Source organism: Sphingomonas sp., assembly GCF_965248875.1.
Lineage (GTDB): Bacteria > Pseudomonadota > Alphaproteobacteria > Sphingomonadales > Sphingomonadaceae > Sphingomonas.
Genome location: NZ_CBDFKR010000011.1, coordinates 1,348,893 through 1,361,864 on the forward strand (window position 1 = coordinate 1,348,893; position 12,972 = coordinate 1,361,864).

11 protein-coding genes are annotated in these 12,972 nt (G+C 69.4%); 3 read left to right on the forward strand and 8 right to left on the reverse strand.

Translation table 11 applies throughout. From position 1 onward, the window contains the following. Window positions 1-6: 6 nt before the first annotated feature. On the reverse strand, window positions 7-1,395 hold the full coding sequence (locus tag ACP2AD_RS13765) for a TIGR03013 family XrtA/PEP-CTERM system glycosyltransferase (RefSeq protein ID WP_425230610.1): 1,389 nt from the start codon (window positions 1,393-1,395) through the stop codon (window positions 7-9). A gap of 118 nt (window positions 1,396-1,513) precedes the next feature. On the opposite strand from ACP2AD_RS13765, the gene ACP2AD_RS13770 reads away from it, so the two are divergent. Further along, on the forward strand, window positions 1,514-2,566 hold the full coding sequence (locus ACP2AD_RS13770; protein ID WP_425230611.1) for a mannose-1-phosphate guanylyltransferase/mannose-6-phosphate isomerase: 1,053 nt from the start codon (window positions 1,514-1,516) through the stop codon (window positions 2,564-2,566). On the opposite strand, the gene ACP2AD_RS13775 is transcribed toward ACP2AD_RS13770, so the two are convergent. From ACP2AD_RS13775 to ACP2AD_RS13805, 7 genes are all read right to left on the reverse strand, one after another. Then, on the reverse strand, window positions 2,553-4,169 hold the full coding sequence (locus tag ACP2AD_RS13775; protein ID WP_425230612.1) for a DUF6311 domain-containing protein: 1,617 nt from the start codon (window positions 4,167-4,169) through the stop codon (window positions 2,553-2,555). The genes ACP2AD_RS13770 and ACP2AD_RS13775 overlap by 14 nt on opposite strands. Before the next feature lie 33 nt (window positions 4,170-4,202). After that, the gene (locus ACP2AD_RS13780; RefSeq protein WP_425230613.1) at window positions 4,203-4,787 is read right to left on the reverse strand and encodes a glutathione S-transferase C-terminal domain-containing protein; all 585 of its coding nucleotides are present in this window, start codon (window positions 4,785-4,787) and stop codon (window positions 4,203-4,205) included. Window positions 4,788-4,998: 211 nt separating this feature from the next. After that, entirely contained in the window at window positions 4,999-5,172 is a 174-nt protein-coding gene (locus ACP2AD_RS13785; RefSeq protein WP_425230614.1) for a hypothetical protein, read from the reverse strand. Between the two features lie 196 nt (window positions 5,173-5,368). Next, window positions 5,369-7,015 (reverse strand): chaperonin GroEL, encoded by a 1,647-nt coding sequence (groL, locus tag ACP2AD_RS13790; protein ID WP_425230615.1) that lies wholly within the window; start codon window positions 7,013-7,015, stop codon window positions 5,369-5,371. A gap of 82 nt (window positions 7,016-7,097) precedes the next feature. Further along, window positions 7,098-7,388, reverse strand: coding sequence for a co-chaperone GroES (gene groES / locus ACP2AD_RS13795; protein ID WP_425231180.1), 291 nt, complete (start codon window positions 7,386-7,388; stop codon window positions 7,098-7,100). Between the two features lie 273 nt (window positions 7,389-7,661). After that, a complete protein-coding gene (locus tag ACP2AD_RS13800) occupies window positions 7,662-9,065 on the reverse strand; it encodes an MATE family efflux transporter (RefSeq protein ID WP_425230616.1) in 1,404 nt (467 codons plus the stop codon). A 65-nt stretch (window positions 9,066-9,130) separates the two neighbouring features. Continuing rightward, a complete protein-coding gene (locus tag ACP2AD_RS13805; protein ID WP_425230617.1) occupies window positions 9,131-9,961 on the reverse strand; it encodes a class I mannose-6-phosphate isomerase in 831 nt (276 codons plus the stop codon). A gap of 132 nt (window positions 9,962-10,093) precedes the next feature. Between ACP2AD_RS13805 and bamD the strand changes: the two genes are divergently transcribed. Then, entirely contained in the window at window positions 10,094-11,119 is a 1,026-nt protein-coding gene (gene bamD / locus ACP2AD_RS13810; protein WP_425230618.1) for an outer membrane protein assembly factor BamD, read from the forward strand. 177 nt (window positions 11,120-11,296) lie between these two features. After that, window positions 11,297-12,952 carry a DNA repair protein RecN gene (gene recN, locus ACP2AD_RS13815; RefSeq protein ID WP_425230619.1) on the forward strand — a complete coding sequence of 552 codons (1,656 nt, stop codon included), beginning with the start codon at window positions 11,297-11,299 and terminating at the stop codon, window positions 12,950-12,952. Window positions 12,953-12,972 lie beyond the last annotated feature (20 nt).

Here is a 12,972-nt window from a genome sequence, read left to right on the forward strand (position 1 = left end):
ATGCCTTCAGCGCGCGCCGCTGGGCCACAGCACCACGCGCAGCGTTTGGATCAGGATCAATAGGTCGAGGAACGGCGAATAATTCTTGGCGTAGTAGAGATCATATTCCAGCTTGTGCCGCGCATCCTCGACCGATGCGCCATAAGGATAATTGATCTGCGCCCAGCCGGTGATGCCGGGCTTCACCATATGCCGCTCGGCGTAGAAGGGCAGCTGCTGCTCCAGCTCGCCCACGAACTGGGGGCGCTCCGGCCGCGGACCGACGAAGCTCATCTCGCCCTTCAACACCGTCCAGGTCTGCGGAAGCTCGTCGATGCGGACTTTGCGGATGAATCGCCCGACCCGGGTGATGCGCGGATCGTTCTCCGCCGCCCACTGCGCCTTCCCGGGCACTTCGGCGTCGACCCGCATCGAGCGCAGCTTCACGATGTCGAAGCCCTCATTGTACAGCCCGACCCGGCGCTGGCGATAGAAGGCAGGTCCGCGCGACTCGAGCTTTACCGCCACGGCGGCGATGATCATGACGGGCAGGGTGACGATCAGCAGCAGCAGGCTGGCGACGATGTCGAACGCGCGCTTGACGGTAGACGAGATCATCCGCCCCGCCGCGAAGCCGTCGGAGAAGATCAGCCAGGACGGGTTGACGCTGCCGAGATCGATTCGCCCCGTCTCGCGCTCGAGGAAGGCGGACAGCTCATAGACCTGCACCCCGGTCGTCTTGACGCGGAGCAGGTCGGCGAGCGGCAGGGCGTTGCGCCGCTCCTCCAGCGCCAGCACCACCTCGCTCGCGCCGAGGTCGGTGACGAACGCGGCCAGATTGGCGATCGTGTCGCGCGGCACCGCATCGCCGACGGCCGGCGCCGCCTCGCCCATCGCGACGAACGCCGTGGCCGTGAAGTTGACCCCGGGCTGCGCCGACAGTTCGCGGATGCGCGCCGCCCTGCTTCCCGCGCCGAGCACCACGATGCGCCGCTTGAACGTCTCGCCGCCCAACGTCCGGCCGAGCAGCGCCCGCACGCCGACCAGCAACACACAGGCGATCCCCATCGAGTAGAGCAGGTTCGATCGCCAGTACCCGATCGTTGGAACCATGAAGTAGAGCACCGACAGGAACAACACGCCCAGCGCGACCGCCACTGCGAGCCGAGCGGCGGCAAAGCGCAGCGACAGGAACGATCCTACTCCGTATGCCCCCACCGCGACCAGCGAGACCTGCAGCGCGGCAGCAAACGACAGGAGCTGCGGCACGCGCGTCGCGAGCGGCGTCACCGCCATCCCGATCTGCCGCGCCCGCATCACCCAGCCCGCCTCGGCCGAGAACAACAACAGGGCGAGATCGACCATCCCGAGCATGAGCACGGTGTGCGGGATGTAGTGCTTGAACAGCCTTACCATCGCAAATCAGGTCCGAACGGTGTCAAGCCGGCCGACACCCCTGTCGGTCTTATGGCGGCAATGGCAAAGGAAGCGTGAAGCTTGGAAGCCGGGCACGGGTGCGGCTAAGGCGGAAAGCATGACTCATCGACTGGTGATCCCCGTCATCCTTTCCGGCGGTTCGGGCACGCGGCTGTGGCCGATGTCGCGTGCGGAGCGGCCCAAACAGCTGCTCGCGCTGACCGGTGACGACACCATGCTGCAGCTGACCGCCCAGCGCGTCGCGGGTGAGGCATTCGGCGCGCCCATCGTCGTCGCCAATGATCGTCATGCCGACATGATCGACGCGCAGCTCGCCGCGATCGGCATCATGCCGCAGGTGGTGGTGCTGGAGCCGGTCGGGCGTAACACCGCGCCCGCGATCGCGCTGGCGGCGTTGGCGGCGGGCGGCGGCGAGGAAGCGCTGCTGGTGATGCCGTCGGATCACGTCATTGCCGACGTTCCGGCCTTCCACGCCGCGGTGGCGCGGGCGCTGCCGCTGGTCGCCGACGGCTGGCTGGTCACGTTCGGCATCACGCCGGACACGCCCGAGACGGGCTATGGCTGGATTCAGCGCGGCGCGGCGCTGACGGACGGGGTGTTCCGCGTTCAGCGTTTCGTCGAAAAGCCGCCGCTCGACCGGGCGGAGGCAATGCTGGCGGCCGGCGACCATGACTGGAACGGCGGTATCTTCCTGTTCCGCGCCGATCTTTACCTGCAGGCGCTCGGCCAGCATGCCCCGGCGATCCTGACCGCCGCCGAGGATGCAATGTGCGCCGCCTCGCGCGAAGGCGTGCGGGTGCGGCCGAGTGCCGCCGCCTTCGCCGCCTCGCCCGACGAGTCGATCGACTATGCGGTAATGGAAAAGGCGGAACGGGTCGCGGTGGTGCCCGTCGCGATGGGTTGGAGCGATGTCGGCAGCTGGGACGCGCTGCACGCGATCAGCAAACAGGATGAAGCTGGCAACGTGCACGGGGGAGACGTCATCGCGATCGACACGCGCAATTGTCTGGTTCGGGCGGACGGAGTGCGCGTCGCGCTGCTCGGCGTCGAGGACCTGATCGTGGTCGCGTCGGGCACCGACGTGCTGATCCTGCCGCGTGGGCGCAGTCAGGAGGTCAAGCGGCTGACCGAGGCGCTCAAGAACAGCTGACGCGCGGCGCTGGCCGGCTCGGCGGAATGATGCGGACGCCGTCGATTACCTGCACGCGCGCGGCGACCGAAGGCGGTGTGGAGTCGCGGCCGATCAGCACATAGAGCCGCGTCGATACGAGCCGCCCCGCTGCGAACGCCTGCGCGTCGGCGGCGACCCGGGTCCGCGTCGCCAGCGTGTCGCGCGATGCGTAGGACCAGCGCAGCGGGCGGCAGTGCTGCACCGCCCGCCAGCCGATCTCCTCCGCCAGCGCCATGTCGAGGAACGGCCGCGCGGGCTCGAACTCGACGTCGCCCGCCTGCGCGACCAGCGCGGCCCAGCGCGGATCGCGGGTGAGCGTGTACACGGTTCGGTCGGCCGCCCGGACGCTGGTCGCGCGGATTGCGGCGACCATCGGCGCGAGGTCCACCACCTGCAACGCCAGCGCGGCGGCGAGCAGCAGCGTCGCGTTGCGACCGCGGGCGACGCAGGCGATCGCGGCATAGGCGAGCAGGTAACTCGCGGGCCAGAGCAGCCGGCCTGAAGCGCGGACGGCGTCGAGTGTATCGGTGATCCGCGGCGGCAGTGACAGGGCGTACAGCACCTGTCCGCGCCACACGGGCGCTGGGCCGATGGCCAGCATCGCAAGCACGACCAGCGCGGGCAGCAGCCAACACAGCCGCCGGCGTAGATCCCGAAAGTTCTCGTCGACCGTGCCCGTTGCTAGCCGCCACGCCGCGACCGCCGCCAGCAGGATCAGCCCCGCGCCGAGATAGTTGAACCCCTCGAAACCGCGCCCCTGCGGCATCGCGCGGGACGAGATCGGCAGCGCCGTGTAGCCGGGGTTGGCGGGATTCCACCACGCGTCGAGCGCTGCCGGAAACGCGCCGTAAGTACCAGTCGAGGCATAGCCGCCCGCGAAGGCGCCATGTAGCCACAGCAGCACGGCGGCGGGCAGGAGCGCCAGCACGGCGTGCGCCAATGCCCGGCCCCGTCGCTCGCCACGCCACAGCTGTTCCAGAAGCGCGCTGCCCCAGAAGGCGGCGACCATCAGCAGCAGGTAGCTGTGCACCGCCGCCGCGATGCCCAGCACCGCCGCCCACCACAGCGGCCGTACCGCGCGGCGCGGCTCGACGAACACCCACAGCGCCCAGAGCAGCAGCCACTGGGCGCAGAGGCTCGCATGGCCGTAGCGGTTGAGCAGCACCGGGAATAGCGTCAGCAGCGCCGCGCCGCACCACCAGGCGACCGGCTCACGCGTGACGCGGCGGACCAGCAGCGCGGCGAACCCGGCCTGCAGCAGACAGCAGGCGAGATACCACGCTCCGATGAACTGGACGGCTCGCGGCAGCCACGCCGCGAGGGGCCGGAAGAGGATGCCGAGCAGCGGGATGCTGTCCGTGAACAGCAGCGCCGTTCCTTCGGGCGCCGACAGCAGCGGCTCGCGCAGCCCCGGCCCGCCAGCCCGGAGATAGGCGAGCAGCCCGATCGCCGCCTGGCCGCGATCCTCTCCGGTCAGCAGCCAGCCGAAATTGGTCGGCCACAGCACCAGCGGGTGCATCCAGGCGCAGAAAACCAGCGCGCCGAGGAGCAGGACGGCGGAGGTCGGAACGGTGTGGCGCATCGCCCTGCCCTTGCGCCCGTGATGGTTAACGGATCAGGAAAGCCCCTCCTCCGCCATCGCCTGCTGCACGGCGGGCCGCGCCGCCAGCCGCGCCTGCAGCGCCGTCAGGGCAGGCGGCGTGTCGATCCCCATCGCCGCCGCCCAGCGGATCATCGGGAAGAGGAAGAAGTCTGCAACGCCCGGCTCGCTGCCGAACAGATACGCGCCTTTGAGCTGGCTCGCGACAAAGGCGAGCTTGGCCGCGACCTGCGCCTTCGCCGCCGCCTTGTCCTCGTCCGACGCACCGCGGAACAGCGGGCCGTAAGCCTTGTGTAGCTCGCCTGAGATGTAGCTCATCATCTCCAGCAGCCGCGTCCGGCCGAGCGGACCGGTGGGGCGGAGCGCCGGGCGCTGGTCGGCGATCCAGTCGAGGATCGCGACATTCTCGGACAGGTGCTCCCCGGAATCGAGCGTCAGCGCGGGAACGTAGCCTTTGGAGTTGACGGCGCGATAGTCAGCACCGTGCTCGGTAAGCTTGGTCTTCAGGTCGACCCGCTCGATCTCGAAGCCGAACCCCGCCTCATGCAGGGCGACGTGATCGGCCAGGCTGCAGGCGCCGGGCGAATAGTAAAGCTTCATCGCTGTCCTCCGAACTTGCACCACGCCAGCAGCGCGGCGCGCGACACTGCACCTAGGCCCAGCTGCGGCGGCCGCAACCGTGCACCATGCAACGGTGCGTCGCCGGGACGCCCACAATCCACCGACACGTCCGGATAGCGGAGCGCGAGCTTCTGATACGCGCACCCATGTCCGATCCATAGGGGCGACATCCCGAGCCGCGCGGAACGCTTCAAAGAAAGCGGTACAGGTTCATCCGCACGCGGGCATGCGCGGGGCTGCCGCCCGCCATCATGCGGATGTATCCGTCCGCCAGGTCGGCCTTCAGCTCCGGACCGAGGTCGATCTGCAGGAACTCCTCGACCGTCAGCAGTCGAGGCCAAGACAGGGCGAGCAGGCTGGCCATGCGCCCGATGTACGCCCTTCGATCCGGCAAAAGAAGGGCCGGAAGCTGGCTGCTTCCGGCCCTTGGCTCTCGCATCGGGCGCGCCCCGGCGAAGCCGTGGCGCAACGTCGGACTGGACCGGGGCCGGGGGCCGCAACCCGTCGGCCGAACCGGTTCGAGTCCTGGACCAGCATCGCTGGCCCAGGCCCAACTCGGCTCAGAAGTCCATGCCGCCCATGCCGCCCATGCCGCCGCCGCCGCCCATCGGCATCGCCGGCTTGTCCTCGGGCATCTCGCTGACCGCCGCCTCGGTGGTGATCAGCAGGCCCGCGACCGAGGCCGCGTTCTGCAGCGCGGTGCGGACGACCTTGGTCGGGTCGATCACGCCGGCCGACACCAAGTTCTCATACTTGTCGGTCTGGGCGTTGAAGCCCATCGTCGGATCGTTGCCCTCGAGCAGCTTGCCCGAGACCACCGCGCCGTCATGACCAGCGTTCTGCGCGATCTGGCGGACGAGCGTCGTCAGCGACTTGCGGACGATATCGATGCCGCGAGTCTGGTCGTCATTGGCACCGCTCGTGCCCTCCAACGCCTTGGTCGCGTAGAGGAGCGCGGTACCGCCGCCCGGCACGATGCCTTCTTCGACGGCCGCGCGCGTGGCGTGCAGCGCGTCGTCGACGCGATCCTTGCGCTCCTTGACCTCGACCTCGGACGCGCCGCCGACCTTGATCACCGCAACGCCGCCGGCAAGCTTCGCGAGACGCTCCTGGAGCTTCTCCTTGTCATAGTCGCTGGTGGTGTTCTCGATCTGCTGGCGGATCGCCTCGGTGCGGCCCTTGATCGCGTCGGCTTCACCCGCACCGTCGATGATGGTGGTGTTGTCCTTGTCGATCGTGACGCGCTTGGCCGAACCCAGCATCGCGGTCGTGACGCTCTCCAGCTTGATGCCGAGATCCTCGGAGATCATCTCGCCCTTGGTCAGGATCGCGATGTCCTCCAGCATCGCCTTGCGGCGATCGCCGAAGCCCGGCGCCTTGACGGCGGCGACTTTCAGGCCACCGCGCAGCTTGTTGACCACCAGCGTGGCCAGCGCCTCACCCTCGATGTCCTCGGCGATGATCAGCAGCGGACGACCCGACTGAACGACCGCTTCCAGGATCGGCAGCATCGCCTGCAGGTTCGACAGCTTCTTCTCGTGGATCAGGATGAAAGGATCGGTCAGCTCGACCGTCATCTTCTCCGGGTTGGTGATGAAGTAGGGCGACAGATAGCCGCGGTCGAACTGCATGCCCTCGACGACGTCGAGCTCGAAATCGAGACCCTTGGCCTCCTCGACGGTGATCACGCCTTCCTTGCCGACCTTCTCCATCGCCTCGGCGATCTTCTCGCCGACCACGGTGTCGCCGTTGGCCGAGATGATGCCGACCTGCGCGATCTCGGACGAGCCAGAGACAGGCTTCGAGCGCGCCTTGAGGTCGTCGACGACCGTGATGACGGCCAGATCAATGCCGCGCTTCAGGTCCATCGGGTTCATGCCGGCCGCGACCGACTTCATGCCCTCGCGCACGATCGCCTGAGCGAGCACGGTCGCGGTGGTGGTGCCGTCACCGGCGTTGTCGTTGGTCTTCGACGCCACCTCGCGCAGCATCTGCGCGCCCATGTTCTCGAACTTGTCCTTGAGCTCGATCTCCTTGGCGACGGTGACGCCGTCCTTGGTGATGCGTGGCGCGCCGAAGCTCTTGTCGATCACGACGTTGCGACCCTTCGGCCCCAGCGTGACCTTGACCGCATCGGCGAGGATATCAACGCCGCGCAGGATGCGCTCACGCGCGTCGCGGCTGAATTTTACGTCCTTGGCTGCCATGATGGCTACCCTTTCGGAATGAGTTGAAAAATCACACTAGGGTCACACCGTCGCGATGCTTCGCGACCGCGCGAACGTCAGGTCAGCCGACGATCCCGAGGATATCGCTTTCCTTCATGATCAGCAGATCCTCGCCGTCGAGCTTGACCTCGGTGCCGGACCATTTGCCGAACAGGATCTTGTCGCCGGCCTTGACGTCCAGCGGGGTCAGCGTGCCGTCCTTCTCGCTCTTAATGCCGGCGCCGGCGGCGACGACCTCGCCCTCCTGCGGCTTCTCCTTGGCGGTGTCGGGGATGATGATCCCGCCGGCCGTCTTCTCTTCCGCTTCGACGCGGCGAACGAGAACACGGTCGTGCAACGGACGAAAGTTCATGTGCACTGTCCCTTTACTGATATAAAAATCCTTGGCACTCACCCAGGGTGAGTGCCAACAGCCGCGATATGTGCCTTCGACCGCAGCCGGTCAACGGGCGCGTCCGGCCTTTTTTTTCGACACACGGTGACAGGCGCGAGGCTCAGGCGGACGACGCGCCATCCCCATGACCGCCGCCCGCCCTTCGAAGCCCCCGGAATTGGCCCGCCCATTCCCCCCGGATGGACGAACCGTGACGCTAAACGGCGGTGCGCGCCGATTCCGGACAGGCCATCAAATGGGCAGCAGCCCCAGCCGCGCCCGCATCGACCAGCGCAACACCAGCAGCCCCGAGACGACGAACAGCCCGACCAGCAGGCCCGTCCAGATGCCCACCCCACCCCAGCCGGCATAGAACCCCAGCCAGATCGCGGTGCCGAATCCCGCCACCCAATAGCCGAACCCGGCGATCACCATCGGCACGCGCGTGTCCTGCACCCCGCGCAGCGCACCGGCCGCCACCGCCTGTGCGCCGTCGAACAGCTGGAACATCGCGGCCAGCGCCAGGAACTGCGTCGCCAGCGCGACCACCGCCGCGTGCGCCGGATCCGCGGTGTCGAGATAGGCGGCGATGAACAGACGCGGCGTCAGCCAGATTGCGACGGCGGTGGTCAGCATGAAGCCGGTGCCGAGCGCGATCGCCGCCCACCCCGCCTGCCCGATCCAGCGAATGTCGCGTGCGCCATAGGCGAGGCCGACGCGGATCGTCGCCGCCTGCGCCAAGCCGAACGGCACCTGAAAGGCGATGGCGGCGATGTTGAGCGCCACCGCGTGCGCGTCGACTGCCTCGACGCTGATCAGGCCCATCAGGAACGCCGCCCCGCCGAACAGCGCGCCCTCCAGCGTGAAGGTGAGCGCGATCGGCAAGCCCAGCCGCGCAATCTCCCCCATCCGCCGCCATTCCGGCCGCCACCAGCGCCCGAACAGCCGATAGCGGCGCAGCACCGGATCGAAGCAGAGGATCGCGACCCAGGCGATCAGCATCGCCGCCGCCGTGCCGCAGCTGGCGATCGCCGACCCCTCCAGCCCCCGCGCCGAAAAACCGGCATGGCCAAAGACCAGCAGCCAGTTGCCGAGAATGTTGACCAGCAGCGCCAGCACGGTGACGGCCACTGCCCAGCCCTGCCGCCCCACTGCCGCCGCGACGGTCCGCATCACCGCGGCGCAGACATTGGGAAGAACGACCCAGAGCAGGATGTCGAGGAACGCCCCCGACCGCGCGGCGACAACTGGGTTCTGGCCGAGCAGGAGCAGGAGCCGCTCGCCGTGGCTCAACACCACCATGAAGAAGAGGCTGACCCCGACGGCCATCCACATCGCCATCCGGAACGAGCGCCGCACTTCCCTCACGGCGTGGCTGCGGCGGCCGAGCTCGGCAGCAATGACGGGCGCGCACGCGCCGGTGAAGCCGATCAGCGCCCACATGACCAGGCTGAGCAGGAACACGCCCAAGGTCGACGCGGCGAGCGGCACCGGCCCCAGCCGCGACACGAACATCACGTCGACGGCATACACCGCCATCTGGAGCAGGTTGGCGCCCACCAGCGGCCCGGCAAGCCGCACCAGCGCCGCCAGTTCGTCGCGCCACGTCGCGGGAGCGAAGCCGGCACGCGGCGTGGGGGCGCCGGGGTGGGCCATGCAGCGCCTCTAGCGTGGCGCGGCGGAAGCGTCACGCTCCACACAGGGGGGTCCGGTCAGTCCGGTCAGAGTGCCATGCGCGCCGTACCCGGATAGGCGAACAACAGGTCGGCGTCGTTGCTGGCCGTGACTGTCTCGGTGCCGGTCACCGTGATGCACTGCCCGGCCGACCACGCGACGCCCGCGACCTCCCCCGCACCCTTGATCGGCACCAGCCAGCCCGTCACACCGGCCGGCAGCGCCACCTGGTGCGTGCCGCCGCGCCAGCGCTCGAGGACGAACTTCGGTCCCTCGACCTGGACATAGCGCCCGTCGCCCGCGTCGCCCGGCGAGGTGATCGGCACGTAAGGCACCGGGTCGGCTACCGCGATGCCGTCGGTCAGGTGCAGCTCGCGGTCCGAGCCGTAATCGTAGAGGCGATAGGTGGTCTCCGAGTTCTGCTGGATCTCGATCACCGTCAGCCCACCGCCGATTGCGTGGATGGTGTCGGATTTACAATAGAGGAAGTCGCCCGCCTTTACCGGCTTCCAGTCGAGCAGCTGCTCGATCGAGCCGTCCTCGGCGCCCTGTTTCAGCCGCTCCTTGGAGACCGGCTCGTGCGTGCCGAGCGCGATGGTGGAGTCTGGCCTGGCGGCGAGGATGTTCCAGCATTCGTCCTTGCCCCGCGGCAGGCCCCGTTCGTGCGCCTGCTCGTCGTTGGGATGGACCTGAACCGACAGCGGCTGCGAGGTGAACAGGTATTTGATCAGCAGGTCGGGCCTGGTGTCGCCCGGCTCCTGAAACCAAATCTCGCCGATCGCGGGCTGGTCCTGCGGCTGATCGTCGAAGCCGGGCCACAGATCGTGCCGGCCCCAGGGCTTCTCGACGCGATGGGTGTGGAGCAGGGTGGCGGGCATGGGCGGTCCTCATCATCGGTTCGCCTCCGTAACGCAGAACCACGCCGGGCGCTCCCGCCTTTCCCGGCATGGCGGTGAGAGGAAGATGGCGGGTCTAGGTTTAGCCTTGTTCCCGCGCTACAGGGCCCGTCCATGCGTATCACCCAGTCCCGCGCGCTGAGCCTGGCGCTCCTGGCCGCCATCGCCCTGCCTGTTACCGCCTGTGCCCGGCACCGCACCCGCGGGGATCTCCCTTATGTGGCGCGCGACGTCGGCACGCTCTATTCGGCGGCGCGCGCGCGGCTGGATCAGGGGCGCTACAAGGAAGCCGCGCAGCTGTTCGACGAGGTCGAGCGCCAGCATCCCTATTCGGTGTGGGCGCGCCGCGCGCAGCTGATGAGCGCGTTTTCCTATTATCTCGACCACGACTACACGAACTCGATCCAGTCGGCGCAGCGTTTCCTGTCGGTCCATCCCGGCAATCGCGACGCGCCCTATGCCTATTATCTCGTCTCGCTCGGCTATTACGAGCAGATCCAGGACGTGACGCGCGACCAGAAGATCACCCGCCAGGCGTTAGACGCGCTGGGCGAGCTGACGCGCCGCTATCCGACCAGCCGCTACGCCGCCGATGCGCGGCTGAAGATCGACCTGGTCAACGACCACCTCGCGGGCAAGGAGATGGAGGTCGGGCGCTTCTACGAACGGCGCGGCCAGTGGCTGGCGGCGTCGATGCGGTTCCGCGCGGTGATCGACACCTATCAGACGACGACGCACACGCCCGAAGCGCTGATGCGGCTGACCGAATGCTACCTCAACCTGGGCGTGCCGATGGAAGCGCAGCGATCGGCGGCGGTGCTCGGACGCAATTACCCCGGCACGCAATGGTATCGCCAGGCATTCCGGCTGATGGGGCAGCATCCGGCAAGCGATCTGCCGGCGGTCGGCCGAGGTGTCCAGGCAGTGCCGCCGGGCACACCGGGCGCGCGGGCGCAGTCGTTGCCGGGGGACGCGGGCACGGCACGGCCGGGGTCGCCGACGCCCGCCCCCGGGAGTGGCGGAACTCCACCGACGCCGCCCGCAGGCGGCAGCACCATGCCGACCCCCGCAACAACGGGCAGTGAGGGCGGCGCAGCCGGTACGCCTGCGGGCTCGACCAGCGGGCGACCGGGAACATAGGGCGGACCGCGGCCGGGCAAGACACCGTCATCCTGAGCTTGTTTCAGGATCAAAACGCGACCGTGACAGCGGGCGATTGGCGAGCGGCTGGCGTGGACGCTCGAACCAGCTCCGCATGACGGGCAACGGGCATGGTCGCCTCTCCCCGCGGAGCTTACCCCGCTCTATATGCGGCCGATGCTGACCGCGCTTTCGATCCGCGACGTGGTGCTGATTGAGGCGCTCGACCTGCACTTCGACGCGGGGCTGGGCGTGCTGACGGGCGAAACGGGCGCGGGCAAATCGATCCTGCTCGACGCGCTGGGGCTGGCGCTCGGCGCGCGGGGCGAGGCGGGGCTGGTCCGGCACGGCGCGGCGCAGGCGGTGGTGACCGCGAGCTTCGAGCCGCCCGCCGCCGCGCTGGCGATGCTGGCCGATCAGGGGCTGGACGTCGAACCCGGCGAACCGCTGATCGTGCGGCGGCTGGTCAAGGCCGATGGCGGCAGCCGCGGCTTCGTCAACGACCAGCCCGCATCGGCGGCGCTGCTCCGCCAGCTTGCCGAACATCTGGTCGAGATCCACGGCCAGCATGACGATCGCGGGTTGCTCGCGCCCGCCGGGCACCGGGCGCTGCTGGACAACTTCGGCCGGATCGACACCGCCGCCGCCGCGACGGCCTGGGACCGGCTTCGCGCCGCCGAGGGGGCACTGGCAGCGGCAAAGGGCGAGATCGCGACGGCGCAGGCCGATCGCGACTGGCTGGCGCACGCCGCCGCCGAGCTGGAAAGCCTCGCGCCCGAGCCGGGGGAGGAGGAAGCGCTGGCGGACCGCCGCCGCACCATGCAGCGCGCCGAGAAGATCGCGGCCGACCTCGCCACGGTCGAGGCGCAGCTGGAAGGCGCCGATGGCGGCCTGTCCAAGCTCCGCCAGGCGGCGCGGGTGCTGGAGCGGATCGCGGGCGACCACCCCGCGCTGGGCGAGGCGCTGGCCGCGGTCGACCGCGCGGTGATCGAGGGCGCGGCGGCGGAGGACCGGCTGCGCGAGGCGGCGCACGCGCTCACCTTCGACGCACGCGCGCAGGAGGAGGACGAGGCGCGGCTGTTCGACCTCCGCGCGATGGCGCGCAAGCACCGGGTGCAGCCCGACGAGCTGGCGGTGCTGGCGGGCGAGCTGCGCGGGCGGCTCGACCGGCTGGAGGCGGGGGAGGAAGGCCTGGGCGCGCTCGACGCCGCCCTGACCCACGCGCAGGCGGCCTATCGCGCGGCAGCGGATGCGCTGACCGCGGCACGGACGGCGGCAGCGGCGCGGCTCGATACGGCGGTGGCGCGGGAGCTGACGCCGCTCAAGCTCGATGCGGCGAAGTTCCGCACCGCGGTCGCGCCGCTCGGCGCGGCGGGCTGGTCCGCGGCAGGGCAGGATCGCGTCGAATTCGAGATCGCGACCAACCCCGGCGCGCCGTTCGCGCCGCTGGCGAAGATCGCGTCCGGCGGCGAGCTGTCGCGCTTCATCCTCGCGCTCAAGGTCGCGCTGGCCGAGCGCGGGGGCGCGCGGACGATGGTGTTCGACGAGGTCGACCGTGGCGTCGGCGGTGCGGTCGCGAGCGCGATCGGCGAGCGGCTGCAGCGGCTGGCGGCGGGAACGCAGCTGCTGGTCGTCACCCACTCGCCCCAGGTCGCGGCGCGGGGCGCGCAGCACCTGCTGATCGCGAAGAGCCACGACGGCACGGTGACCCGCACCGGCGTCAAGGCGCTGGACGAAGGGGAGCGCCGCGAAGAGATCGCCCGGATGCTGTCCGGCGCGCAGGTGACCGACGAGGCGCGGGCGCAGGCGGAGCGGCTGCTGGAGACGGCGTGATCCGCCACCTCTCCCGCAAG

Excerpts from the sequence above, each read along its gene's own strand:
- ACP2AD_RS13765 (WP_425230610.1), bottom strand. The coding sequence starts at position 1,395 with ATGGTAAGGCTGTTCAAGCACTACATCCCGCACACCGTGCTCATGCTC.
- ACP2AD_RS13770 (WP_425230611.1), top strand. The coding sequence starts at position 1,514 with ATGACTCATCGACTGGTGATCCCCGTCATCCTTTCCGGCGGTTCGGGC.
- ACP2AD_RS13775 (WP_425230612.1), bottom strand. The coding sequence starts at position 4,169 with ATGCGCCACACCGTTCCGACCTCCGCCGTCCTGCTCCTCGGCGCGCTG.
- ACP2AD_RS13780 (WP_425230613.1), bottom strand. The coding sequence starts at position 4,787 with ATGAAGCTTTACTATTCGCCCGGCGCCTGCAGCCTGGCCGATCACGTC.
- ACP2AD_RS13785 (WP_425230614.1), bottom strand. The coding sequence starts at position 5,172 with ATGGCCAGCCTGCTCGCCCTGTCTTGGCCTCGACTGCTGACGGTCGAG.
- groL (WP_425230615.1), bottom strand. The coding sequence starts at position 7,015 with ATGGCAGCCAAGGACGTAAAATTCAGCCGCGACGCGCGTGAGCGCATC.
- groES (WP_425231180.1), bottom strand. The coding sequence starts at position 7,388 with ATGAACTTTCGTCCGTTGCACGACCGTGTTCTCGTTCGCCGCGTCGAA.
- ACP2AD_RS13800 (WP_425230616.1), bottom strand. The coding sequence starts at position 9,065 with ATGGCCCACCCCGGCGCCCCCACGCCGCGTGCCGGCTTCGCTCCCGCG.
- ACP2AD_RS13805 (WP_425230617.1), bottom strand. The coding sequence starts at position 9,961 with ATGCCCGCCACCCTGCTCCACACCCATCGCGTCGAGAAGCCCTGGGGC.
- bamD (WP_425230618.1), top strand. The coding sequence starts at position 10,094 with ATGCGTATCACCCAGTCCCGCGCGCTGAGCCTGGCGCTCCTGGCCGCC.
- recN (WP_425230619.1), top strand. The coding sequence starts at position 11,297 with ATGCTGACCGCGCTTTCGATCCGCGACGTGGTGCTGATTGAGGCGCTC.